The sequence below is a fragment of the Oceanicella sp. genome (assembly GCF_056449545.1).
This window is the reverse complement of record NZ_JBWOMN010000112.1, coordinates 1-23557: the sequence shown is the minus strand read 5'-3', so window position 1 is coordinate 23557 and position 23557 is coordinate 1. Positions and strand designations below refer to the sequence as shown.

Below are 23557 nucleotides of genomic sequence, written 5' to 3'. Positions count from 1 at the left end.
GGCGATTTTCGCCCGCCCGCCCGCAAGGCGCGTCGCAGCCGCGACACGCCTTGCGGGCGGGCGGAGCCTTGAACATGCGGGCAGGAATGCGGGCGGGACCAGATGACGTCGAGCACTGACGAAGATTTCGCCGACACGGCGGCCCCGGCCCCCGCCCCGGTCCCGCGGCAGCGTTTCGTGCTGTCGCCCCGGCGCGTGGTCGCGGATCTGCTGAACCGCAACTGGATCGAGGGCGCGATTCCGTTCCTGACCTTCTTCGCCCTGACCGCGACCCTGCTGGCGGTCGATCCGGATTACTTCTCGCTGTCCAACCTCACGACGCTGGCGCAGTATTCGTCGGATGCGGCGATCGTCACGCTCGCCATGCTGCTGGTGGTGGCGGTCGGGGGCATCGACCTGTCGGTGGGCTCGTCCTTCGCGCTGTCCGCCTTCGTCACGCTGTATCTGTATCACATCGCCGGCCTGCCGCTGGAACTGGTGTTCCTGCTGACGCTGCTCTGCGGCGCCGCGATCGGCCTGGTCAACGGCTTTCTCGCGGGGGTGCTCGGCTGCGGCGCGCTGCTGACCACGCTCGGGACCATGATCACCGTGCGCGGCGTCTTCGTGATCGTGTCGCAGGCCTATCTGGTCGAAATCGCCGGCAGCGACCGTTTCGACGACGCCTGGGACTATATCGGCTACGAAAGCTTCCTGGGGGTTCCGGTCGGTTTCTGGGTGCTGATCGCGGTCGCGGCGGCGATCTACGTGATGTTTCGCAGCACCCGCTTCGGCTGGCATATCCTCGCCGTCGGGGGCAACCGCAAGGCGGCGCGCCATGGCGGCATCCGCCTGAAACGCACCATCCTGCTGACCTACGCCCTGGCGGGGGCGCTGGTGGGGCTCGCCGCTTTCCTGTTCGCGGCGCGCCAGAACAGCGCCGGGTCGGACACCGGCGTGGGGCTGGAATTCTTCGTGCTGACCGGGCTGGTCCTGGGGCTGGGCGGCTTCGTGCCGGGGCGGGGCAAGGTGGTGAGCGCGCTGCTGGGCTTCGCCACCATATTCATCCTGCGCAACGCGCTGATCAACGCCGGGTTTCGCGGCGATTTCGTCTCCGGCGTCATGGGGCTGATCCTGGTGACGGTGCTGGCCGTCGACATGAAATACCGCAAGGAGCGCCACCGGATGCTGGCGCGGGCCTATCTCGACCCGGCGGCGCTGAAACTCGATCCGGCCATGGATCTGGGGCCGCTGGCGCTGGAGGCCGGAACGGCGAAGCTGGACGGCGCGGACCTGCTCGGGACCGGCGAGGTCGACGGCCCCGAGGACGTGATCCTGGATCGCGACGGCCACCTGTATTGCGGGACCCGGGACGGGCGCGTCATGCGGCTGTTCGCGCCGGATTACACGCGCGTGGAGACCTACGCCAAGACCGGCGGGCGGCCGCTGGGGCTGGCGTTCGACGCCGAGGACCGGCTGGTGGTCTGCGTCGCCGGCATGGGGCTGTATCGCATCAACGGCCCGGACCGCATCGAACGCCTGACCAGCCAGACCCGCCGCAGCCTGACCTCGCTCGAGGACGACCGCCAGATCCGCATGGCCGACGATCTCGACATCGCGCCGGACGGGCGCATCTTCTTCACCGACGCCACCAAGCGCTACGAGATGGAGACCTGGGGCCTTGATCTGCTTGAGGGCCGCCCCAACGGGCGCCTGCTGTGCTACGACCCGGCGCGCGGAACCACGCAGACGATCTGCGACCACCTCTATTTTCCCAACGGCGTCTGCGTGACCCATGACGGCTTGCGGCTGCTGGTCTGCAGCACCTGGACCTGTTCGGTGATGGTTTTCGACCTCGCCCGCCTGCGGGACGGGCCGCGCTGGTTCATCCGCGGCCTGCCGGGCTATCCCGACAACATCAACCGCGCCTCCGACGGCGGCTACTGGATCGCGCTCGCGGGCATGCGCGCGCCGGTGATCGATCTGGCCATGGAGGATCCGGGCTTCCGGCTGCGCATGGCCAAGCGGATCGCGCCGTCCAACTGGCTGTTCGGCAACCTCAATATCGGCGGGGTGCTGAAGGCCGATTCAGGGGGGCGGATCGTCGATGCCTATTGGGACCGGAGCGACGGCCCGCTCTACATGATCACCTCGATGCGCGAACATCGGGGGGCGCTGTTTCTTGGCGGCGTGACCAATGACAAGATCGGGCGCGTCGCGCTGCCGGGCGCCGATCGGCGCTGGAGCGGGCCCGAAAGCTACTGGCCAAAGGGAGCGTAACGCGGTGTTCGGACTGAAAAAAACCGATCCGGAGCGGATTCTGCTGCTGGACGGGCCGATGCGGCCCAACGACCTGCTGGAAACCGCCGACGCGCGCCCGCTGGAGCGCCCGGAGGACATGTGCGTCGCGCCGGACGGCGCGCTGCTGGTTGCGAGCGGGCGCGCGGTGCTGCGGCTGCGCGACTGGGGGGCGGGGGCGTTCGAGCCGGTCGCCGAATTCGACGCGGATGTCGGCGCCCTGGCTTGCCGCGCGGACGGGCTTGTCGCCGTGGGGCTGCGCGGGGCCGGGCTGCGGGTGCTCACGGCGGGCGGCGGCGCGGCGCCGGGCTGGGCGACGCTTGAAGATGCCGCCCGGGACATTCGCGCCTGCCTGTTCCGGCGCGACGGGTCGCTGGCGGTCGCCGACGCCGGCGAGGGCGACCGCCTTCAGGACCTTTTCCGCCCGACCGGCGGCGGCCGCGTGCTGGGCCTCGACGCGGATGGCGGCTGCGAGACCATCGCCGCCGGGCTGCGCTTTCCCCACGGGCTGGCGGAGACCGGCGCCGGGGGCCTTGTGATCAGCGAAAGCTGGGCGGCGCGGCTTTGCGCGGCGACCGGCGCCGGGCTCGACCCGGTGCTGCGCGACGCGCCCGGCTATCCGGCCCGCATCGCGCCCGTGGCCGGGGGCGGCTATGTCCTGTCCTGTTTCGCGCGCCGCGATCCGCTGATCGAATTCCTGCTGACCGAGCCGGCGTTTCTGGCCCGCATGACCCGCGAGGTCGATCCCGAACACTGGATCGCCCCGCGGCTCGCCGCGGACAGGGATCACCGCATCCCCACCCAGCTCGGCGCGGCGCGGCTGTTCGGCGAGACCAAGCCCTGGGCGCCGTCGCCGTCCTACGGGCTGGTGGTGCGCCTCGACGCGGATTTCATCCCGGTGACGAGCGCGCAGTCGCGCGCCGACGGCCGGCGCCACGGCATCGTCGCGGCGCTGGAATGGCGGGGCGATCTGATCGCCCTCAGCAAGGGCGCCGGCCTGTTGCTCAACGTCACGGCGATGGCGCGCTGGACATGACGGGCGCCCCGATCCTGCGCGTGACCCGCGCCACCAAGACCTATGGCGGGGTTCCGGCGATCGAGGACGTCGATTTCGATCTGCGCCGGGGCGAAATTCACGCGCTGGTCGGCGAAAACGGGGCCGGAAAATCGACGCTGTGCAAGGCGATCGCCGGGGTGATCCCGCTGGATTCGGGGGATCTTGTCTTTGACGAGGCGCCGTTTTCGCCAAGGGCGCCGCGCGACGCCTTTGATCGGGGCATCTCCATGGTGCATCAGGAAACCAGCCTGGTGCCCCAGCTTTCGGTGGCGCAGAATCTGGTGCTCGGGCGCGAGCGCCTGTTCAATTCCGGGCGCGCGCTGCGCAACGAGGCGCGCCAGCTGCTGCGCTCGCTGAATTTCAACATCGACCCGGCGCGCCAGGCGGGCGCGCTGGGCGCCGCCCAGCGGCAGATGGTCGAGATCGCCCGCGCCGTCTACAACAACGCCCGCGTGGTCATCCTCGACGAACCCACGGCGGCCCTGACCCCGGAGGAAACGGACCATCTGTTCTATCTGATGAACGATCTGCGCCGGCAGGGCGTGGCGCTGATCTTCATCTCGCACGCGCTGGAGGAGGCGCTGAGCCACGCCGACCGCATCACCGTGCTGCGCAACGGCCGCAGGATCGTCACCGGCGCCGCCTCCGGCTTTGATCGCGACGGCCTGATCGCGCACATGATCGGCCAGGACGTGGCCGCCGCCGCGCCGCCGCGCCGCCGCGCCGCAAGACCCCCCCGCGCCAATGCGCCGGTTCTGCGGGTCGAGGGGCTGCGCATGGGCGCCGTGGTCAACAACATGTCCTTCTCGGTCTATCCGGGCGAGGTCACGGGCATCGCCGGGCTGATCGGGTCCGGGCGCAGCGAGGTCGCGAAGGTCATCGTCGGGCAGATCCGGCGCAATTTCGGCGGCGGCCGCATCTATCTGAACGATCGCGAGATCAGGTATCGCCTGCCCGCGCAGGCGGTGCGCGACGGCGTCGCCTACGTCACCGAGGATCGCAAGGCGGACGGGTTCTTCGAAACCATGTCGGTGGCCGAGAACATCTCGCTGGGCTGGCTGGCGAAATGGGCCAGGGGGGTGTTTTCGCCGCGCCGGGGCAAGCTGCGCGCCAGGGCGAAGGCGCTGGAGGACTCGCTGTCGATCCGGGGCGCCGGTCTCGACCAGCCGGTGCACCGGCTGTCGGGCGGCAATCAGCAGAAGGTGGTGATCGCCAAGACGCTGGTGCAGGCGCCGACGCTGGTCATCTTCGACGAACCCACCCGCGGCGTCGATGTCGGCGCCATCGCCGAGATCCGGGCCATCATCCGGGGCATCGCCGATCAGGGGGCCGGCGTGGTGGTCATTTCATCCTACCTGCCGGAGATTCTGGACGTTTCCGACCGGATTCTGGTGGCCAAGGGCGGCGCGATCGTGGCGGAATTCACCCGCGAGGAGGCGACGTCGGAAAAGATTCTTCACGCGGCCATACACTGACCGCGCCGCCGCCCCGGGGCGTGGCGCTTCGGTCCGGCCGCGGGAACGGCATTGACCGCGCCGGGCGGGCGATCAAGCATAGACGATGCGCGCGGCGGACGGGTTGGGCGCAGTCAATCCCATCCCGGCCGCGTCGGACTTGCAAGTCGCGGCGTGGCAAGGCGGCGTCCCGACGCCGAACGATCGGCGGAAACATGAAGACTTCGTGAGGCAAGTCATGGCGACAGCGGCCCGGTTATTCGTCGAATGCCTGGAAAACGAGGGCGTCGAGCATGTTTTCGGCATCCCGGGAGAGGAAAACCTCCACGTCATGGACGCGCTGCGCGACAGCCCGATCCGTTTCGTCACCACGCGCCATGAACAGGGCGCCGCCTTCATGGCCGACGTCTATGGCCGGCTGACCGGGCGCGCGGGGGTCTGCCTGGCGACCCTTGGCCCCGGCGCGACCAATCTGATCACCGGATTCGCCGACGCCAACATGGACCGCGCGCCGATCGTCGGGCTGGCCGGGCAGGGCGCGACCACGCGCATGCACAAGGAAAGCCACCAGATCCTCGATCTGGTCAATCTGTTCGCGCCGATCTCCAAATACAGCGTCGAGATCCCGGCCCCCGAAATCATCCCCGAAATCATCCGCAAGGCGTTCAAGGACGCGCAGGCGGAAAAGCCCGGCGGGGCCTTCATCAGCTTTCCCGAAAACATCGCCGGGGCGCCGGCGCCCGACGACCTGCGCCCGCTGAAGGCGCAAAGCGCCGCGCCGCCCCACCCGTCGCCGGCGAAGGTCGCGCAGGCGGCGAGGGCGATTTCCCGGGCGCGCCGCCCCATCGTGCTGGCGGGCAACGGCGTGATTCGCGCCGGCGCCGGCGCCGCGCTGACCCGTTTCGCCGAACGGCTCAACATTCCCGTGGCCCAGACCTTCATGGCCAAGGGCTGCATTCCGTTCTCGCATCCGCTCAGCCTCGGGGCCGTGGGGCTGCAGGCGCATGACTACGTGAATTTCGGCTTTGACCAGGCCGACATGGTGATCTGCGTCGGCTTTGACATGGTCGAATATCACCCCAAGCTGTGGCATCCCGACGCCGACAAGAAGATCATCCACATCGACCAGACCTATGCCGAGGTGGACGCCAACTACATGCTGGAGGTCGGCGTCATCGGCGAGATCGGCGAGACGCTGGCGCGCGTCGGGCAGGCGGCCGACCCGCGCCCCGATCCGCAGATCGGCGGATTGCGCCGCCGCATCATCGCCGAACTGGACGACTACGCCGGGGATGACGGCTTTCCGATCAAGCCCCAGCGGATCCTGCACGACACCCGCCGCGCAATGGGCGACGACGACATCCTGCTGTCGGACGTGGGCGCCCACAAGATGTGGATCGCGCGGCTGTATCGCTGCGAGCGGCCCAACACCTGCATCATCTCCAACGGCTTCGCCGCCATGGGCATCGCCCTGCCGGGGGCGCTGGCGGCCAAGCTGGTCCACCCTGACCGTCGCGTGCTCGCCATCACCGGCGACGCCGGGTTCATGATGAATTCGCAGGAGATCGAAACCGCGCTGCGTCACAAGCTGGCGCTGGTGGCGATGATCTGGACCGACAGCGAATACGGCCTGATCAAGTGGCATCAGCAGCGGCGTTTCGGGCGCAGCGGCGATATCGGCTTCTCCAACCCCGATTTCGTCAGATACGCGGAATCCTTCGGCGCGAAAGGCTATCGGGTCGAACGGGCCGACGACCTGCTGCCGACCCTGGAACGGGCCTTCGCCGACGACACCGTCGTGGTGATCGACGTGCCGGTGGATTACCGCGAGAACATGAAACTGACCGAGAGGCTCGGGCGCCTGGTCTGCCCGGATTGACGCTCAGCGACCACACGGCGTTTCACGCCGACTGGACGCCGTTCACCGGCGCGCGCCAGTCGGGATGCGGGGTTGGCGGCATGCCGCGCGCCGGTCGCGAAACCCGGGTCGAAAAGGCGCCGGCGATCCGGTCTCCGGCGCCGTGAACCGCCGTCACGCCGAAAAAACGAACGCAAGAACCGACCACATCAGGGGCCCTGCCATGTCGAAACGTTTCTATCTGCTTTGCGCCGTCAGCATTCTGATCGCCGCCGGCCTGACCTGGCTGTGGGCGCCGGCCGTCGCGCTGCTGGGCGTCGTCGTCGGGCTCGCGCTGGTGGGGGTCCATGATCTCCGGCAAACCCGGCATTCGATCTTCCGCAATTTTCCGGTCATCGGCCGGGGCCGCTGGCTCATGGAAGGGCTGCGGCCGATGATCCAGCAGTATTTCGTCGAATCCGAGATCGACGGCGCGCCGATCAGCCGGATGTTCCGCTCGGTGGTCTATCAGCGGGCCAAGGGGGAACTGGACACGGTGCCGCTCGGCACCAAGATGGATGTCTATCGCATCGGCTATGAATGGATCGATCATTCGATGGCGGCGCTGAATCCCGACGAGGCGGCGACCGATCTGCGCGTGCAGGTGGGCGGCCCGTCATGCGCGCAGCCCTACAGCGCCAGCGTCATCAACATCTCCGCCATGAGCTTCGGGGCGCTGAGCAAGACCGCCATCCTGGCGCTCAGCGGCGGCGCCAAGCTGGGGAATTTCGCGCATAACACCGGCGAGGGCGGCCTCAGCCCCTACCATCTGGAGGGCGGCGGCGATCTGATCTGGCAGATCGGCGCCGGCTATTTCGGCTGCCGGAACGAGGACGGGGGCTTCGCGGCCGAGAAATTCGCCCGCAACGCCACGCGGCCCAATGTCAAGATGATCGAGATCAAGCTGTCCCAGGGCGCCAAGCCCGGGCATGGCGGGATCCTGCCGGCGGTGAAGAACACGCCGGAAATCGCCGGGATCCGCGGCGTCGAGCCGTTCACCACCGTCAATTCGCCGCCGCGGCACAGCGCCTTTTCCACGCCGCTGGAGATGATGCGCTTCATCGCGCAGCTGCGCGATCTGTCCGGCGGCAAGCCCATCGGCTTCAAGCTGTGCATCGGGCGGCGCAGCGAATTCGTCGCGCTGTGTCTGGCGATGATCGAAACCGGGGTCAGGCCGGATTTCATCACCGTCGACGGCGGCGAGGGCGGGACCGGCGCCGCGCCGCTGGAATATTCCAATTCGGTGGGCATGCCGCTGCGCGAGGGCCTTGCCTTCGTTGTCGACTGTCTGGTGGGGTTCGATCTGAAGAAGGACGTCAAGGTGATCGCCGCGGGCAAGGTGCTCACCGGGTTTCACGTCATCCGCCTGCTCGCGCTGGGGGCGGACATGTGCAACTGCGCCAGAGGCATGATGCTGGCGCTTGGCTGCATCCAGTCGCTGGAGTGCAACAAGAACACCTGCCCGACCGGGGTCGCGACCCAGGACCCGCGCTTTTACAAAGGCCTGGCGCCTGCGGACAAGATCGGTCGCGTCGCCGGATTTCACCGGGCGACGGTGCATTCGGTGGCGGAGCTGCTGGCCGCCGCCGGGCTCGCGGACCCCGAAAAGCTGTCGCGCAGCCATATCAACCGGCGCGTCAGCGCCGAGGAGGTGCGCAGCTATGACCAGATCTACCCCGGCATGGAGGCGCCGGGGCGCCTGCTCGATTCCCCCTGTCCCGAACGGTTCGCGCGGGTGATGGAGCGGGCCCGCGCCGACAGTTTTCTGTGAGCGTCGGCCCGGAAAGCCCGAACCCGGGTCAGGCGACCGGCGTGGCGCGGTTCATGGCGGGATACAGCTTTCGGCGTTGACGTCAGTCCGAGATGCATTATCTTGTATCGCTTCCACATCTAGTGCTCAATTCGGGATGACCCCCTAGGCATGCCCCCTTTCACCACGCCTATCGCCGAACAGATCTGGGACATGAAATACCGGTTCAAGTCCCCGGACGGCGCGCCGCTGGATGGCGCCCTGCAGGACAGCTGGCGACGAGTCGCCCGCGCGCTGGCCGCCGTCGAGACCGAGCCGAAGCACTGGGAGGACCGGTTCCTCGCGGCGCTCGACGGGTTCCGCTTCCTGCCCGCCGGGCGGATTCTGGCCGGGGCGGGCACCGGGCGCGCCGTCACCCTGTTCAACTGCTTCGTCATGGGCCGGATCCCCGACGAGATGGGCGGCATCTTCGAGATGCTCAAGGAAGCCGCGCTGACCATGCAGCAGGGCGGCGGCATCGGCTATGATTTCTCCACCATCCGTCCGGCGGGGGCGCCGGTGAAGGGCGTGGGCGCCGACGCCTCCGGCCCGGTCAGTTTCATGGATGTCTGGGACGCCATGTGCCGCACCATCATCTCGGCCGGTTCGCGACGCGGCGCGATGATGGCGGTGATGCGCTGCGACCATCCCGACATCGAAAAATTCATCGCCGCCAAGCGCGATCCGGCGCGGCTGCGCATGTTCAACCTGTCGGTGCTGATCAGCGACCCGTTCATGGCGGCGGTGAAATCCGACGGCCCGTGGGACCTGACATTCGGCGGCAAGACCCATCGCACCCTGCGCGCAAGGGCGCTGTGGGATCAGATCATGCGCGCCACCTATGACTATGCCGAGCCGGGCGTGATCTTCATCGACCGCATCAACGCGCTCAACAATCTCAATTACTGCGAAACCATCGCCGCCACCAATCCCTGCGGCGAGCAGCCGCTGCCGCCCTACGGCGCCTGCCTGCTGGGTTCGATCAACCTCGCGCGGCTGGTGAAGGCGCCGTTCGAGCCCGACGCCCGGCTCGACGAGGCGGAGCTTGCCGATCTGGTCGCCGTCGCGGTGCGGATGATGGACAACGTGGTGGACGTCTCGCGCTTTCCGCTGCCCCAACAGGCGGAGGAGGCGAAGGCCAAGCGGCGCATCGGGCTCGGGGTGACCGGGCTCGCCGACGCGCTGCTGATGCTGGGGCTGCGTTACGGGTCGGACGCGGCGGCGGCGCAGACCGAAAGCTGGCTGGCGGCGCTGGAACGCGCGGCCTATCTCGCCAGCGCCGGGCTGGCGCGTGAAAAGGGCGCCTTCCCGCTGTTTGACGCGGCGGCCTTTCTGGCCGCGCCGCATGTGGCCGGCCTGGACCCGGAGGTGCGCGAGGCCATCGCCAAGCACGGCATCCGCAACGCGTTGCTGACCTCGATCGCGCCCACCGGCACCATCAGCCTGTTCGCGGGCAACGTGTCCTCGGGCGTGGAGCCCGTCTTCGCCTACGCCTACACCCGCAAGGTGCTGCAGAATGACGGCTCGCGCACCGAGGAGGAGGTGGTGGATTACGCCGTCGCGCTCTGGCGCGAAAAATTCGGCGACGCGCCGCTGCCCGATCATTTCACCGACGCCCAGACCCTGGCGCCGCTTGACCATGTGCGCATGCAGGCGGCGGCGCAGAAACACGTGGATTCGTCGATTTCCAAGACCATCAACTGCCCCGAGGACATCTCGTTCGAGGATTTCAAGCAGGTCTATCAGGCGGCCTATGACAGCGGCTGCAAGGGCTGCACCACCTACCGGCCCAACGCGGTGACCGGGTCGGTGCTGACCGCGGCGGCCGAGGCGCCGGCGGTCGAGGAGGTCACGGCGCTGCCCGAAACCGAGGCCTCCGGCCACGCCGGCGAGGTGGTCTATCTGGCCGAACCGCTGGATCGCCCCGAGACCCTCGACGGCCAGACCTACAAGATCAAGTGGCCGGAATCCGAGCACGCCATCTACATCACCGTCAACGACGTGATCGCCGGCGGCCGCCGGCGCCCTTTCGAGGTGTTCATCAATTCCAAGAACATGGAGCATTACGCCTGGACCGTGGCGCTGACCCGGATGATTTCCGCGGTGTTTCGGCGCGGCGGCGACGTGAGCTTCGTGGTCGAGGAGCTGAAGGCGGTGTTCGACCCGCGCGGCGGGGCGTGGATGGAGGGGCGCTACGTGCCCTCGATACTCGCCGCCATCGGCGGGGTGATCGAACGGCACATGATCGATATCGGCTTCATCGCCGGCGCCGGACAGGGGCTGAAATCCGACCCCGAGGCCGGGGCGCAATCCACCGCCCGCCCGCGCGCCCCGGCCTGCCCGAATTGCGGCCAGTTCGCCATGCGCATGCAGGAAGGCTGCCTGATCTGCGCGGAATGCGGGTTCTCGAAATGCGCCTGACATGGGCGGATTTTATGAATTTATCACGCCGCTTGCCGCTGGAAGCTCGTGGTTTTAACAATCGGGTGACACGCGCGTTCTAGGTTTGTCTGGCGAATCGCTCAGCGAATCGATTCCGCCCGGGCCACGGCCCATGTCTCGCACTGCGTCGCGATGGCGGCGGTTGGCGGCGACAGGCGCTTTGCCGGCCCATCGGCGGCGGAGCGCGGAAGGGTTGCGCGGAAGCGGCGCGACAATGCGCGTCTGGCGGCGAATGCCTCGCGTCAGACCGCGTCCAGAGGCGAATTCGGCGCGCTGCGACGCGATTCGACACGAACATGGCGCATTGAAATGCGCAAAGAAATGGAATGCCCGGTCATGCAGCCAGACATTATCTGCCTTGGCGAGCCGATGCTCGAATTCAATCAGCAACCCGACGGGCGATTCGTGTCGGGCCACGGGGGGGACACCTCCAATTGCGCCATCGCCGCGGCGCGGCAGGGGGCGTCGGTGGGATATGTCACCCGCATCGGCGCCGACGCGTTTGGCGACGGGTTCATGGATTTGTGGGCGGCGGAGGGCGTCGACGCCAGCCATGTGACCCGCGACCCCGAGGCCTACACGGCCGTCTATTTCGTGCATCACGGCGAAGGCGATCATCAGTTCAACTATTTTCGCGCCGGCTCGGCGGCCAGCCGCATGTCGCCGGCCGATCTGCCGCGCGAGACCATCTCCGGGGCGCGAATCCTGCATGTCTCGGGCATCAGCCAGGGCATTTCCGACAGCGCCGCGGACATGGTGAGCGAGGCCATCGGCGTGGCCCGCGACGCGGGCGTGCTGGTCTCCTACGATTCCAACCTGCGCCTGCCGCTGTGGTCGCTGGACAAGGCGCGCAAGGTGATCCACGCGGGCATGGCGCGCGCCGACATCGCGCTGCCGGGGTTTGACGACGCGGTGATGCTCACCGGGCTGGAAACGCCGGACGCCATCGTCGATTTCTATCTGGCGCTGGGGCCGTCGATCGTCGCCCTGACCATGGGCGGCGAGGGCGTGCTGGTGGCGACCCGCGCCGAACGCCGCCGCATCGCCCCCTTCGACGTGGTCGCGGTCGACGCCACCGGCGCCGGCGACGTGTTCGACGGCGCGTTTCTGGCGGAAATGGCGGCGGGGCGCGACCCGTTCGCCGCCGCGCTCTACGCCAACGCCGCCGCGGCGCATTCCACCGAGGGCTACGGCGCCGTGGCCCCGATGCCGCGCCGCGCCGATGTGGAGGCGTTTCTCGCCCGCAGCAGCCAGACGCGGGACGACGCCCAAGACATCGCCTCGTGACCTGATCCCCCAGCCCTTGCATTGCCGTCGGGCAATGGCGCAGACTTCGCCCGCGCGCCGATGCCGGACGCGCCCGGGGGGCCGCCCCGGCCACGGCGCCGGAACAACGCAGTCCGGCCGATGACGGAGGGCCCGGACATCGCCCATTCAGCCGAACTGTTCTGGTCATTTCGCAGCCCGTATTCCTATTTCGCCGCAAGCCGCTACCGCAAGCTGGCCGAAACCCGGGATGTGGACATCCTGGTGCGCCCGGTTTATCCGATCGCCATCCGCGACCCGGATTTCTTCAAGCACGCCAATCCGTTGTGGATCCCCTACCTGCTGCGCGACATCCAGCGGCTGGCGGCGTTCCATGGGCTGCCGCTGGCCTTTCCGGACCCCGACCCGGTGGTCATGAACATGCAGACCCGCGAAATCGCGCCCGAGCAGCCCCATATCCGCCGCATCACCTGGCTGGGCCAGGCCGCCGCGCGCCGGGGCCGCGGGCTGGCTTTCATCGACGAGGCCTCGCGCGCCATATGGGGCGGGCTCAAGGACTGGGACAGGCCCGAAAACCTGTCGGGCATCGCCGCGCGCGCCGGGCTGGACCTTGCCGATCTCGACGCCGACATCGCCGGGCGCGACGCGGAGATGGAGGCCGAGATCGAGGCCAATCAGGCGGCGCACGCCAAAGCCGGGCATTGGGGCGTGCCCTGCCTGCTTTATGACGGCGAACCGTTTTTCGGGCAGGATCGCATCGACCTGGCGATCTGGACCATGGAGAAGAAGGGCCTCGCGCCCGCGCCCGAACCGGCCTAGGCGGCCCCATGACCCCGGAATTCAGTCAATCCCCGACCGACCCGGCATTCGTGCAGGACCCGTATCCGGCCTATGACCGCATGCGGGCGCAGGGGCGCGCCGTGCAGTGGCGCGATTACGGCCATCTGGTGTTTGCCCATTACGCCGATGTGGCGGCGCTGCTGCGCGACCGCCGTTTCGGGCGCGAGATCCTGCATGTGGCGAGTCGCGAGGACCTGGGCTGGCCGCCGATCCCCGCGCGGCTGGCGCCGTTCCACGCCTTCGAACGCCATTCGCTGCTGGATCGCGAACCGCCGACCCACACCCGCCTGCGCAAGCTGGTCAACCGGGCCTTCACGTCACGGGCCATACATGGATTGGCGCCGCGCATCGCCGCGCTGTGCAATCGGCTGATCGATGGCATGGACGGCGAATGCGACCTGCTCGCCGCCTATGCCGAACCGTTGCCGGTGACGGTGATCGCCGAGCTGCTCGGCGCGCCGCTCGACGCCGCGCCGCAGATGCGCGCCTGGTCCAACGACATGGTGGCCATGTATCAGTTCGACCGATCCCGCGCCGTCGAGGACCGGGCCGTCGCCGCGACGCTGGCGTTTTCCGACTTCATGACCGGGGTCATCGCGCGCCGCCGCCGCGCGCCGCGGGACGCGCTGATCGACACGCTGATCGCCGCCGAGGAGGATGGCGAGCGGCTCAGCCATGACGAACTGGTCACCACCTGCATCCTGCTGATGAACGCCGGGCACGAGGCCACGGTCCACGCCATCGGCAACGCCATCCGCGCGGCGCTGGTCCTGGACCTGCCGCGCGCCGCGCTGGCGACGCCGAACGGCGTCGACGAGACCCTGCGCCACGACCCGCCGCTGCACATGTTCACGCGATACGTGCTGGAGGATCTCGACTGGCATGGGCTGGCGCTGAAAAAGGGCCAGGTGGTGGGGCTGCTGCTGGGCGCCGCCAATCGCGACCCGGCGCGGTTCGGCGATCCCGGGGCGCTGCGGCTCGACCGGGCCGACGCCTCTGCGCATGTGAGCTTCGGCGCCGGGCTGCATTTCTGCATCGGTGCGCCATTGGCCCGGCTGGAGATCGAAATCGCGCTCCGCGTGCTGTTCGAACGCCTGCCGGGACTGCGCCTGACCGAGCCGCCGCGCTATGCGGATCGCTATCATTTTCATGGGCTTGAGCGGCTGAAGGCGGCGCCTTGACGCCGCGCCGGCCTCAGGGCGCGCGGATCAGCGCCTCGGCCTCGATTTCGACCCTGTGCTCGCCGATCAGCTGCGCCACCGCCAGCAGGGTGTTTGCGGGCTTCACGTCGCCGAACGCCCGCCCATGCGCGCGGGACGCCGCCAGCGCGTCCGCCGCGTCGCTCAGATACACCCGCGTGCGCACCACGTCCTCGAGCGAGGCGCCGAGCGCGGTCAGGCTGGCGGCGATCTTGTCGAGGATGAAGGTGGTCTGCGCCGCCGCGTCCCCGGGCGCCACCGCGCGGTCCGCGCCCGCGATCGCCGTGGTGCCCGACACCAGAACCCGGTCGCCGATCCGCTGCGCGCGGCAATAGCCGGCGATATCCTCCCATTTGCTGCCGGACAGGGCGCGGCGCGCGCCGGGGCGGCCGGGGACCGGGGCGACGGACACTGACGACGGCATCTCGCCGAGGTGATGGCTGAGATCGCCCGAGGCGGTGAGAAAGGGCGGCTTGCGGTATTCGTCGCCGCAATCGCCCGGGATCGGGCGCGTGCCGGCGAAGGCGGCGTCGAGCCGGGCGCGGTCGTCGTTGTCGAGCGCGAAGCCGAACAGCCGGGCGTTGTCGGCCATGTGCTCGGCCTCGCCCAGCCGGGCGCCGATGATCACCCCGGCGACGGCGGGCTGGTCCAGAACCCAGCGAGTGGCCACGTTGGACAGTGACACGCCGTGTTTCGCGGCGATTCGCGCCGCCGCCTGCAGCACCGCCTGATAGGCGTCCCAACCGCCCGCGACGTCGATGAAGCGGCGGTATTTCATCTTGCTCCAGTCGGCGACGCCCGCCGGGTCCGGCTTGCCGAGCCAGCGGTCGGACAGAAACCCGCCGCACAGCGTCCCGTAGGCCAGCAGCCGCACGCCGGCGTCGGCGCACAGCATCGACAGCGGCCCCGCGGCGCGCCGGTCCAGCAGCGAGAACGACACCTGGTTGCTGACCACCGGCACGCCGTCGGCCAGCGCCAGATGCAGATGCGCGGCGTCGAAATTGGTGACGCCGATCTCGCCGATCAGCCCCGCCTCGCGCAGCGCCGTCAGTTCATGCAGCGCGTCGAGCCAGGCGGGATGCTCGAAGCTCCACCAGTGAAACTGCAGCAGATCGACCCGATCGGTCCCGAGGCGGGTCAGCCGCGCCTCGACGCCGCGGCGCACCGCGTCGGCGGTCATGGGGCCGGGCTCGGGGCACCACTTGGTGCAGATCACCGGCGCGTCGGCGCCGCGACGGCGCGCCAGCAGCCGCCCGGCGATGATCTCGGCGCTGCCGTAATGGTCGGCCATGTCAAAGGTGGAGAACCCGGCGCGGTGATAGGCCTCCAGATGATCGGCCCCGGTTTCGGGGTCGATGACCGCGCCGTCCTTCTCCATGTCGGCGACCTGCCAGAGCCCGGTCAGGGCGCGGCTGATTTCCAGCCTGTCGCCGAGTCGGATGCGGTCGGGACGGGGTCGGGTCATGATGTTTGCGCCATGTTGTTCGCCAGGGTTTGTCGAGAGAGGGGGCGGTCCGGATCAGACGCCGTCGGCGAGCCCGGGGACCAGCACGTTGAAGCTGCGTTCGATGTCCTGTTTCAGCGCCGCCTGCGCCGCCGGGCCGTCCCCGCGCCGCAGGGCGGCGATGATCTCGCGGTGATGGGTGTGCTGGGCGATGCTGGCCACGTCCTGATGGTTGATGATCAGGTGCAGATAGGCGCCGTATTGCAGCCACAGGGCCTCGATCAGGGGCAGCAGCACCTGCGAGCCGCTGCGCCGATAGAGCGTGAGGTGGAAATCGTAATTCTGCTGCAGGTCCGGCGCGCCGCCCGCCATGAGGTCGCCGCGGTCGAGAATGCGTTCCAGCCCGTCGATGAAGCCGTCATCCACGCTGTCCATGGCGATGTCGAGCGCCAGCGTCTCCAGCGCGACGCGCGCGCGCTTCAGGTCCAGCGCCCGTCGGGCGTCGAAGGGCGGCACCGCCAGCGTGCGGCTCGGCGTGTCCACCAGCGCGCCCTCCGCCACCAGCCGGCGCACCGCCTCGCGCACCGGGGTCATGGAGGTGCCGAGCATGTCGGCGAGCGCGCGCAGGCTGACCCTGTCGCCGGGGCCGAATTCGCCGCGCGTGAAAGCGCCGCGCAATTCTTCGTAGACGTTTTCGCGCAGCTTTGTCTGGTCGATTCTGGTGATCTTGAGGGCGTTCATGCTGCTGTCTGTCCTGGTGGGCCTTGTCCGGGCTTTTCCCTGCGCCGCGCGGTCTGGCGGCGGGTGATTGACATAAGGTGTAACATACCTAAGATAACATATCACAGATATTTCAGGATCGAGTCCAGTTCGATTTGGAAAGGCGCGACATGCAGGGGGAAGGCGATGCGCGGGGGCCGGGCGGCGAGGCCGGCTTCTGGCTGCATGATCTGCGCGTCGAGACCGTGATCGGGGATCGCGCCGCCGTGTGCCGCCATGTCGAAGGCGAAAGCTTTCGCGTCGAGGGCGAGACGCTGGTGTTTGACAACATGCAGCGGGTGTCGATGTACGCGCTGGCGGCGCTGCTGCCGCTGCTGCCCGCCAAGCAGCGCGAGACCTCGCCCCATGACTGGATGACCACCGACGCGGAAATCGCCTGTCCCGATCCCCATTGCGGCGGGCGATTCCGGGTGACGCGGCTTGAAAAACGCTGGTTCGCCCATGCGCGGACCACCGGCCTGCCCGATGCGCGCGATACGCCGTATTGGCAGGACGCGGACACCGGGGAGGGGGGCGCATGACCCCGGTCGAGACCGCCGATCTGCGCCCCGGCCACCGGATTTCGCGCGTCATCAAGGGCGGTTGGCAACTGGCCGGGGATCACGGCGCCGTGGATCGCGACGCGGCGATCCGCGACATGGAGGCGTTTCTCGACGCCGGCGTCACCACCTTCGACTGCGCCGACATCTACACCGGCGTCGAGGAGATGATCGGCGAATTCATCGCCGATCTCCGGCGCCGCCGCGGCGGCGGCGTGGCCGATCGGGTCCGCATTCACACCAAGCTGGTGCCGGACCTGTCCCGGCTCGGCGATCTGCGCCCGGCTGAAGTGACGGCGATCATCGATCGATCCCTGAAGCGCCTGCAGGTCGAACGCCTGGATCTGGTGCAGTTCTACTGGTGGGATCTGGGCGCGGGCGACGCCGTTGCGGCGCTGGAGGCGCTCAAGACGCTGCAAGAACAAGGTAAAATACGAAATCTCGGCGTCACCAACTGGGACCGGGACGACATCGCGCCGTTTCTTGACGCCGGATACGACATCGTGTCGGCGCAGGTGCAGTATTCGCTGCTGGACCGCCGCCCGGCCCGGGGGCTGGCGCACTGGGCCGCCGAACGCGGCATGACGCTGCTGTGCTACGGCACGCTGGCGGGCGGGTTTCTGACCGAGCGCTGGCTCGGCCAGCCCGATCCGGGATTCGCGTTTCAAAACCGCTCGCTGATCAAATACCGGCTGATCATCGACGAATTCGGCCCCTGGGCGCGGTTTCAGGCGCTGCTGGGCGCGCTGAAAACGGTGGGCGATCGTCACGGGGTTTCGCTGAGTTCGGTGGCGACGCGCTGGGTGTTGGATCAGACGCAAGTCGGCGCCGCCATCGTCGGCGCCCGCTATGCAAGCCACCTGCCCAAGACGCTGGAGGTTTTCGCCCTGTCGCTGGACGCGGCGGATCGCGCCGGGATCGACGCGGCGCTCGCCGGCGCCGGCGGTCCGCAGGGCCCGGTTTTCGGGCTGGAGCGGGACCGCGGCAGCCGCCACGGGCGGATCATGAAATACAATCTCAACGCCCGGCCCGACGACCCGGTGCACGCGAAGACGCTTGGCGGCGGCGATGGATGAGCCGATCCTCTCCACCCGCGGCCTGACGCGGGATTTCGGGCCGTTCCGGGCGCTGGACGCGGTGTCGCTTGACATCCGGCCCGGGTCGATCACCGGGTTGATCGGCCCCAACGGCGCCGGCAAGTCGACGCTGTTCAACCTGTTGACCGGGCATCTGAAACCCAGCGCCGGGCAGGTTTTTCTGAACGGGCGCGAGGTGACGGGCCTGTCGGCGGACCGGCTGTTCGGGCTGGGGCTCGGGCGCACCTTCCAGATCCCGCGCCCCTTCGCGCGCATGAGCGTGCTGGAAAACCTGATGCTGGCCCCCAGAGGCCAGATCGGCGAGCGCCTGTCGGGGCCGTTCTTCAGCCCCGCGCGGATGCGCGCGCAGGAAACGGCGATCCGCGCCCGGGCCATGGAGGTGCTGGATTTCGTGACGCTCGAGCGGCTCGCCGACAGCGCCGCGGGCAAGATCTCCGGCGGGCAGATGAAATTGCTGGAACTGGCCCGGGTGCTGATGGGCGATCCGGCGGTGATCCTGCTCGACGAACCCGCCGCCGGCGTGAACCCGGTGCTGACCCGGATCCTGATCGAGCGGATCGAGGCGCTGAACCGCGACGGCAAGACGTTCGTCATCATCGAGCACGACATGGATTTCGTCATGCGCCACTGCGACCCGGTGATCGCGCTGGCCCAGGGCGAGATCATGTTCACCGGCACGGCGCAGGAGGCGCAGGCCAATCCGGTGCTGCTCGACGCCTATCTGGGGGCGCAGGCCGATGGCTGAGCCGGCGCTGAGCATCGCGGGGCTGTCGGCGGGCTACACCCCCGACCTGCCGATCCTGCGCGAGGTGTCGCTGACGGCGCGCAAGGCCGAGATCACCGTGATCATCGGCCCCAACGGCGCGGGCAAATCGACGCTGATCAAGGCTGTCGCCGGGCTGGCGCGGGTCAGCGCCGGGCGGGTGCTGCTCGACGGGCGCGACATCACCAACCCGCGCCCCGACGCGATGGGCGCGCGCGGCGTCGCCTATGTGCCGCAATCGGACAACGTGTTCCGCAGCCTGACCATCCGCCAGAACCTTGAACTGGTGCTGCGCCGGGCCGGGCGCGCGGCGCCGTCGCGGCTTGACGAATTGTTCGCGCGCTTCCCGCCGCTGGCGCAAAAGCAGCGCGAAAAGGCCGGGGCGCTGTCGGGGGGGCAGCGGCAGTTTCTGGCGGTGGCCATGGCGCTGGCGATCCGGCCCTCGGTGATCCTCATGGACGAACCTTCGGCCGGACTGTCCCCCAAGGCGGCGCAGGCGGTGCTGGAGCACACGCGCCAGCTGACCGAACAGGGCGTGACCATCCTGCTGGTGGAGCAGAACGTCAAGCAGGCGCTGCGGCTGGCGGATCACTGCTACATCCTCGCCGACGGGCGCAATCAGATCGACGGCGCGGCGGCGGATCTGCTGGCCGATCCGGTGGTCGGGCAGATCTATCTCGGCGGCAAGCGGGTGGCGGTCGCATGATCCAGAACCTGATGGACGGCGTGCTGGTGGGCGCAATCCTGTCGCTGGGCGCGATCGGCCTGACCATGAGCATGCACATGCTGCGCTTCGCCAATTTCTCCCATGCCGAGCTGCTGTCGATCGGGGCCTATGCGGCGCTGGTCTTCGACGCGCTGTTCGCGGGGATGCTGCCGCCGCTGGCCGCCGCCATCGCGCCGCTGAGCCTCACCTGGGCGCTGGCGCTGGCCACAATCGCCGCCATGGCGGTGGCGGGGGGCTCGGCGGCGGCGATCGACCGGCTTGTGTTTCGCCGGGTGCGCGAAAAGGGCGGCGAGCTGTCCATGGTGTTCGCGTCCTTCGGCGTGGCCATGGTGATCCGCAACGTGATCGGGCTGATCTTCGGGCTGCGTTCGCAGCTTTACTCCGACGACATCGTGTTCGCGGTGGCGCTCAGCCGCGACCCGATGCTGCTGGTCAAGCCCGATCAGGTGTTCGCGCTGATCGCGGCGCTGGCGATCATGGGCGCGCTGCATCTGACGCTGTCGCGCACCACTTTCGGCTTCGCCTTGCGCGCGGTGGCCGAGAATCCGGCGCTGGCGCAGGTGTCCGGCATCAACCTGTCGCGGATGGTCACGCTGATCTGGCTGATCGGCGGCGGGCTGGCGGCGGCGGCGGGGGTGTTCTACGGGCTCTCCAACCAGATCAGCCCGGTGATCGGGCGCGATCTGGTGCTGCCGATCTTCGCCGCCACCATCGTCGGCGGCATCGGCAGCGTCTACGGCGCGGCGCTGGGCGGGTTCCTGGTGGGGGTGGCGTCGAATCTGGCGCTGGCGGTCCTGCCTTCGGGCTACAGCCCGTCGATGCCGTTCCTGATCATCATCATCGTGCTGATGATCCGCCCCAACGGGCTGTTCGGGGAGGACCGCGCGTGATCGGCGCGATGTCCTATCTGGTGTTCTTCGCCACCATCGCGTCGATCCTGGCCATCGCGGTCATGGGGCTGAACCTGCAATGGGGCAACACCGGGCTGTTCAACGGCGGCGTGGTGGCGTTTTTCGGGGCCGGGGGCTACGGCGCGCTGATGCTGGGCGGCGCGCCGCAATCGGGCCATCTGGGCGGCTTCGGGCTGGCCTATCCGCTGGCGCTGGCGGGGGGGGTGCTGGCGGCGGCGGCGCTGGCCTGGGTGGTGGGGATGCTGACGCTGCGCCTGCGTCACGACTACCTCGCCATCGCCACCTTCGGCGTCGCCGTGACGTTCGAGAACGTCATGCGCAACGCCGAGGGATTCGCCGGCGGCGCCAAGGGGTTTCGCGGTTTCGAGCGCCCGCTGCGCGCGGCGCTGGGCGACGGGTTTCTCTACAACGCGCTGTTCCTGGCTTTCACGCTGGTTGCGCTGATCGCGGTCTACCTGTTTCTCGAACGCCTGATCCGGTCGCCCTTCGGGCGGCTGCTGCGGGCCATCCGAGAAGACGAGATCGCCGCCCGGTCGCTGGGCAAGGCGCCGTCGCGGGTGCGGCTGACCGCGTTTGTCGCCGGGTCGGCGATCATGGGGCTGGCGGGAGGGCTCTACGCCACGTTCTACGCCTTCATGAGCCCCCAGGACGTGCTGCCGATCCTCACCTTCCAGATCTGGGCCATGCTGATCGTCGGCGGCGCCGGCAACAATCGCGGCGCCGTCTTCGGGGCGTTTCTCATATGGGGGGCGTGGAGCGCCAGCGGCTGGGCGCTGTCGCGCTTCGCGCCGCTGGACTTGCAGCTTTACACCGGGTCGCTTCAGTTCATTCTGATCGGGCTGGTCATCGTCGGCATGCTGCTGTGGCGGCCCCAGGGGCTGTTCCCGGAAAAGCTTGTCGTATCGCAATCGGGGCGACCCGAAAGAACCGATCCAACAGGGAGAACAGGATGAAACGGACCAACATGCTGAAACGCCGCGGCCTTGCCTTGGGTCTCGCGGTCGGGCTTGCGGGGATGGGCGGCGGCGCCGCGGCGCAGGAATGCACCACCAGGATCGGCGCGGTGCTGCCGACCTCGGTGGATTGGGGGCGGCCCATCGCCGAGACCGCGCAATACGCGGTCGATCAGGTCAACGAGGCCGGCGGCGCGGCGGGCTGCAAGATCGAGATGGTGCTGCGCGATTCCCAGGTCGACCCCAAGGTCGGCGTCGACGCCGCCAAGGCGCTGGTGGATCTCGACGGGGTGCAGCTGCTGCTCGGCGCGGTGTCGAGCGGCGTGTCCATGCCGATCCTGACCTCGGTCACCGCCCCGTCGGGGGTGATGCAGATGTCCTGCTGTTCGTCCTCCACCGCCTTCACCGTGCTGGCCGAGGAGGGCAAGACCAAGGGGCTGTGGTTCCGCACCTTCGCCACCAGCGGCGTGCAGGCCGCCGTGGGGGCCATGGTGGCCCGCGATCAGGGCTACAAGTCGGTGGCGATCATCTACAAGAACGATGACTGGGGGCAGGACATCGGCAAGCTGACCGCCGGCAATCTCAAGGCGCTGGGCATCGAGGTCACCGCCTCGGTGGCGCTCAATGACGGCCAGCCGTCCTATCGCGCCGAGGTCACCGAGGCGCTGAAGGGCCAGCCCGAGGCGCTGTATCTGGCGCTCTATCCCAAGGAAGGCGTCGCCGCGGTTCGCGAATGGCTGTCGCTGGGCGGCACGCAGAAGATGATCGTGGCCAATTCGCTGAAATCCGATGAATTCCGCGACAATGTGGGGCTGAAATACCTGGGCGAGACGCTGGGCACCGACACCGCCTCGCCGCGCAGCGAGTCCGCGGATGCGTTCGTTGCGCAATACACGACGCGTTTCGGCGGGCCGCCCAACGGGCCGGGCCTGTCCAACAGCTATGACGCGACCATGATCGCGCTGCTGGCCATGGAGGCCGCCGGCCCCGGCGCCAAGGGCGCGGACATCGCCGCCAATGTGGGCCGGGTCACCGACCCCGCGGGCACGCCGGTCTCCGCCGACGCCGCCGGTTTTGCGCAGGCGGCCGAGGTGCTGAAGGGCGGCGGCTCGGTGATGTATCAGGGCGCCACCGGCAATGTGCGCTTTGACGTCAATGGCGACGTGTCGGCCCCGGCGGTGACCTGGGCGTTCACCGCCGACGGCATCGAGGAGAAGCAATACATCACGCTTGAGGAAGTGGACGCGTTCATGGCCTCGGTGAACTAGGCCCCGCCCATCGGGTTTGGCGCAGGCTGGCTGCGCCCGCGCCAAACGGAACGCCCCGCGCCGATTTCCCGGCGCGGGGCGTTTTTTTCGGGTTTTGCGGCGCCGGGGCGGGGCTTGCCCCCGGCGCGGCGTCAGAGGTCGAGCGCCGCTGCCGTGGCGGGGTCGAGCTCGCCGGTGACCGGCAGGCCGATGCTGTCCTGGAACTGGCGCAGCGCCTTGTCGGTGCCGCCTCCGAACACCCCGTCGGCGCCGCCGACATCGAGTCCCTTGGCGATCAGCGCGTTCTGCAGGTCGCGCACCGCGTCGCCTTTCATCAGCGGCGAGGTCAGGCGCAGCGCGCCGCCCCCGGCCGCGTCATCCCCAGCGGCCGCAGGGGCCGCGCCCGCGTCGTCATCGTCCGAGACGATCTCATACACCAGTTCATCCTGATAATAGGTCGCCCGGTACAGCACGCCGTCGCAGACAAAGAGCGTCTCATCCCCGGACTTGACCTCCTCGCAGGTCTTGTCCTCGGGCAGGGTGACGATGTAGACCAGCGTCGCCCCGGCGACGGCGCCGGTGAAATACCAGCCCCAGGTCGGCCCCCAGTAATAGTCGCCCCAGTGATTGTGCGGCGGGCGGTAATAGGGCGGGCGGTAGTAGGGCGGGCGCCAGTTCGGCGGGCGATGCCCCGGCGGGCGCCAGTTCGGCGGTCTGCCGCCCGGATGCCCCGCGATGGGCCTGTCGGGCCGGTTCGGGCGATTGCCGTTGGGCGGGTTGATCCCGGGCCTGTCGGGCCGGTTCGGGCGATTGCCGTTGGGCCGTTTCGCCGGGCGCGTGGCGGCGGGCCGTTTCGCCGGGCGCGTGGCGGCGGGCCG

General features: G+C 68.9%; 19 protein-coding genes. 16 read left to right on the top strand and 3 right to left on the bottom strand.

Annotation, left to right across the window (positions count from 1 at the left end; genetic code table 11):
- Positions 1 to 102: 102 nt before the first annotated feature.
- The 9 genes from AC1HC7_RS14535 (at position 103) to AC1HC7_RS14495 (ending at position 14200) form a co-directional block, all read left to right on the top strand.
- Positions 103 to 2256, top strand: a complete 2154-nt coding sequence (locus AC1HC7_RS14535; RefSeq protein ID WP_479495129.1) for an ABC transporter permease — start codon at positions 103 to 105, stop codon at positions 2254 to 2256.
- Between the two features lie 4 nt (positions 2257 to 2260).
- Positions 2261 to 3310: an SMP-30/gluconolactonase/LRE family protein gene (locus AC1HC7_RS14530; protein ID WP_479495130.1), complete on the top strand. Its 1050-nt coding sequence runs from the start codon at positions 2261 to 2263 to the stop codon at positions 3308 to 3310.
- The gene (locus tag AC1HC7_RS14525; RefSeq protein ID WP_479495131.1) at positions 3307 to 4806 is read left to right on the top strand and encodes a sugar ABC transporter ATP-binding protein; all 1500 of its coding nucleotides are present in this window, start codon (positions 3307 to 3309) and stop codon (positions 4804 to 4806) included. The genes AC1HC7_RS14530 and AC1HC7_RS14525 overlap by 4 nt, the downstream gene beginning before the upstream one ends.
- 217 nt (positions 4807 to 5023) lie before the next feature.
- A complete protein-coding gene (locus AC1HC7_RS14520; protein WP_479495132.1) occupies positions 5024 to 6664 on the top strand; it encodes an acetolactate synthase large subunit in 1641 nt (546 codons plus the stop codon).
- A 202-nt stretch (positions 6665 to 6866) separates the two neighbouring features.
- Complete coding sequence (locus tag AC1HC7_RS14515; protein ID WP_479495133.1) at positions 6867 to 8453, top strand: FMN-binding glutamate synthase family protein; 1587 nt, start codon at positions 6867 to 6869, stop codon at positions 8451 to 8453.
- Between the two features lie 150 nt (positions 8454 to 8603).
- Positions 8604 to 10892 carry an adenosylcobalamin-dependent ribonucleoside-diphosphate reductase gene (locus AC1HC7_RS14510; protein WP_479495134.1) on the top strand — a complete coding sequence of 763 codons (2289 nt, stop codon included), beginning with the start codon at positions 8604 to 8606 and terminating at the stop codon, positions 10890 to 10892.
- Positions 10893 to 11249: 357 nt separating this feature from the next.
- Positions 11250 to 12200 carry a sugar kinase gene (locus tag AC1HC7_RS14505; protein ID WP_479495135.1) on the top strand — a complete coding sequence of 317 codons (951 nt, stop codon included), beginning with the start codon at positions 11250 to 11252 and terminating at the stop codon, positions 12198 to 12200.
- A gap of 120 nt (positions 12201 to 12320) precedes the next feature.
- Positions 12321 to 12998: a DsbA family protein gene (locus AC1HC7_RS14500; protein ID WP_479495136.1), complete on the top strand. Its 678-nt coding sequence runs from the start codon at positions 12321 to 12323 to the stop codon at positions 12996 to 12998.
- Positions 12999 to 13006: 8 nt separating this feature from the next.
- On the top strand, positions 13007 to 14200 hold the full coding sequence (locus tag AC1HC7_RS14495; RefSeq protein ID WP_479499165.1) for a cytochrome P450: 1194 nt from the start codon (positions 13007 to 13009) through the stop codon (positions 14198 to 14200).
- Between the two features lie 13 nt (positions 14201 to 14213).
- Here the strand turns inward: AC1HC7_RS14495 and AC1HC7_RS14490 are convergent, their stop codons facing one another.
- Positions 14214 to 15683 carry an aldo/keto reductase gene (locus AC1HC7_RS14490; RefSeq protein ID WP_479499164.1) on the bottom strand — a complete coding sequence of 490 codons (1470 nt, stop codon included), beginning with the start codon at positions 15681 to 15683 and terminating at the stop codon, positions 14214 to 14216.
- A gap of 54 nt (positions 15684 to 15737) precedes the next feature.
- Complete coding sequence (locus AC1HC7_RS14485) at positions 15738 to 16403, bottom strand: GntR family transcriptional regulator (RefSeq protein WP_479495139.1); 666 nt, start codon at positions 16401 to 16403, stop codon at positions 15738 to 15740.
- Between the two features lie 149 nt (positions 16404 to 16552).
- Here AC1HC7_RS14485 and AC1HC7_RS14480 point away from each other — a divergent pair, with 149 nt between their 5' ends.
- The 7 genes from AC1HC7_RS14480 to AC1HC7_RS14450 are packed head-to-tail and all read left to right on the top strand — an operon-like array spanning position 16553 to position 22700.
- Positions 16553 to 16963: a TIGR04076 family protein gene (locus AC1HC7_RS14480; protein ID WP_479495140.1), complete on the top strand. Its 411-nt coding sequence runs from the start codon at positions 16553 to 16555 to the stop codon at positions 16961 to 16963.
- On the top strand, positions 16960 to 18057 hold the full coding sequence (locus tag AC1HC7_RS14475; protein WP_479495141.1) for an aldo/keto reductase: 1098 nt from the start codon (positions 16960 to 16962) through the stop codon (positions 18055 to 18057). Before AC1HC7_RS14480 ends, AC1HC7_RS14475 begins: the two co-directional genes overlap by 4 nt.
- Entirely contained in the window at positions 18050 to 18823 is a 774-nt protein-coding gene (locus AC1HC7_RS14470; protein ID WP_479495142.1) for an ABC transporter ATP-binding protein, read from the top strand. The genes AC1HC7_RS14475 and AC1HC7_RS14470 overlap by 8 nt, the downstream gene beginning before the upstream one ends.
- Positions 18816 to 19547, top strand: a complete 732-nt coding sequence (locus AC1HC7_RS14465; RefSeq protein ID WP_479499163.1) for an ABC transporter ATP-binding protein — start codon at positions 18816 to 18818, stop codon at positions 19545 to 19547. The genes AC1HC7_RS14470 and AC1HC7_RS14465 overlap by 8 nt, the downstream gene beginning before the upstream one ends.
- A complete protein-coding gene (locus AC1HC7_RS14460; protein ID WP_479495144.1) occupies positions 19544 to 20458 on the top strand; it encodes a branched-chain amino acid ABC transporter permease in 915 nt (304 codons plus the stop codon). The genes AC1HC7_RS14465 and AC1HC7_RS14460 overlap by 4 nt, the downstream gene beginning before the upstream one ends.
- On the top strand, positions 20455 to 21432 hold the full coding sequence (locus tag AC1HC7_RS14455) for a branched-chain amino acid ABC transporter permease (RefSeq protein ID WP_479495145.1): 978 nt from the start codon (positions 20455 to 20457) through the stop codon (positions 21430 to 21432). Before AC1HC7_RS14460 ends, AC1HC7_RS14455 begins: the two co-directional genes overlap by 4 nt.
- Positions 21429 to 22700, top strand: a complete 1272-nt coding sequence (locus tag AC1HC7_RS14450; RefSeq protein ID WP_479495146.1) for an ABC transporter substrate-binding protein — start codon at positions 21429 to 21431, stop codon at positions 22698 to 22700. Before AC1HC7_RS14455 ends, AC1HC7_RS14450 begins: the two co-directional genes overlap by 4 nt.
- 131 nt (positions 22701 to 22831) lie before the next feature.
- Here the strand turns inward: AC1HC7_RS14450 and AC1HC7_RS14445 are convergent.
- Positions 22832 to 23557, bottom strand: a 726-nt coding sequence (locus tag AC1HC7_RS14445; protein ID WP_479499162.1) for a peptidoglycan-binding domain-containing protein, incomplete at its 5' end; no start/stop codon positions are given.

Bases quoted from the DNA above. Each gene is read 5' to 3' on its own strand.
- AC1HC7_RS14520 (WP_479495132.1), top strand. From the start codon at position 5,024: ATGGCGACAGCGGCCCGGTTATTCGTCGAATGCCTGGAAAACGAGGGC.
- AC1HC7_RS14460 (WP_479495144.1), top strand. From the start codon at position 19,544: ATGATCCAGAACCTGATGGACGGCGTGCTGGTGGGCGCAATCCTGTCG.
- AC1HC7_RS14510 (WP_479495134.1), top strand. From the start codon at position 8,604: ATGCCCCCTTTCACCACGCCTATCGCCGAACAGATCTGGGACATGAAA.
- AC1HC7_RS14505 (WP_479495135.1), top strand. From the start codon at position 11,250: ATGCAGCCAGACATTATCTGCCTTGGCGAGCCGATGCTCGAATTCAAT.
- AC1HC7_RS14525 (WP_479495131.1), top strand. From the start codon at position 3,307: ATGACGGGCGCCCCGATCCTGCGCGTGACCCGCGCCACCAAGACCTAT.
- AC1HC7_RS14470 (WP_479495142.1), top strand. From the start codon at position 18,050: ATGGATGAGCCGATCCTCTCCACCCGCGGCCTGACGCGGGATTTCGGG.
- AC1HC7_RS14475 (WP_479495141.1), top strand. From the start codon at position 16,960: ATGACCCCGGTCGAGACCGCCGATCTGCGCCCCGGCCACCGGATTTCG.
- AC1HC7_RS14465 (WP_479499163.1), top strand. From the start codon at position 18,816: ATGGCTGAGCCGGCGCTGAGCATCGCGGGGCTGTCGGCGGGCTACACC.
- AC1HC7_RS14490 (WP_479499164.1), bottom strand. From the start codon at position 15,683: ATGACCCGACCCCGTCCCGACCGCATCCGACTCGGCGACAGGCTGGAA.
- AC1HC7_RS14450 (WP_479495146.1), top strand. From the start codon at position 21,429: ATGAAACGGACCAACATGCTGAAACGCCGCGGCCTTGCCTTGGGTCTC.
- AC1HC7_RS14515 (WP_479495133.1), top strand. From the start codon at position 6,867: ATGTCGAAACGTTTCTATCTGCTTTGCGCCGTCAGCATTCTGATCGCC.
- AC1HC7_RS14485 (WP_479495139.1), bottom strand. From the start codon at position 16,403: ATGAACGCCCTCAAGATCACCAGAATCGACCAGACAAAGCTGCGCGAA.
- AC1HC7_RS14535 (WP_479495129.1), top strand. From the start codon at position 103: ATGACGTCGAGCACTGACGAAGATTTCGCCGACACGGCGGCCCCGGCC.
- AC1HC7_RS14500 (WP_479495136.1), top strand. From the start codon at position 12,321: ATGACGGAGGGCCCGGACATCGCCCATTCAGCCGAACTGTTCTGGTCA.
- AC1HC7_RS14480 (WP_479495140.1), top strand. From the start codon at position 16,553: ATGCAGGGGGAAGGCGATGCGCGGGGGCCGGGCGGCGAGGCCGGCTTC.
- AC1HC7_RS14495 (WP_479499165.1), top strand. From the start codon at position 13,007: ATGACCCCGGAATTCAGTCAATCCCCGACCGACCCGGCATTCGTGCAG.